At 64.6% G+C, this 246-nt stretch carries 1 protein-coding gene; it reads right to left on the bottom strand.

Annotation, left to right across the window (positions count from 1 at the left end; translation table 11 throughout):
- Nucleotides 1–246 (bottom strand): molybdopterin cofactor-binding domain-containing protein (locus AB4Y42_RS44745; RefSeq protein WP_368693004.1); only part of this gene is annotated, 246 nt, incomplete at both ends.

The raw sequence follows: 246 nt of genomic DNA, 5'->3' as shown, positions 1-246 counted from the left end.
CTGAGTATTGCTCACGCCCTGGGTCTTTTCGTAGACGGTATAGCGGCCGTCGGCGGAAGGCACGACGGTGCAGCCGTGCATCTCCATCGGCTGATGAAATTCCGTGGGCGTGCTGTAAAACGCGTCGATGGCAGCGATCTTGCCACGAGCGATGGTGGCGTTGACGACCGCACCGTGCACGAGCCCTGTGGCCGTGAATTCGGCGGCGTAGCGCGCGGCGCCCGTGACCTTGCTGCGGCCGTCCAC

This window comes from Paraburkholderia sp. EG286B (assembly GCF_040965655.1).
Classification (GTDB): domain Bacteria; phylum Pseudomonadota; class Gammaproteobacteria; order Burkholderiales; family Burkholderiaceae; genus Paraburkholderia.
The sequence above is the reverse complement of the archived record's forward strand: the minus strand, read 5'-3'. Positions and strand labels throughout refer to the sequence as shown.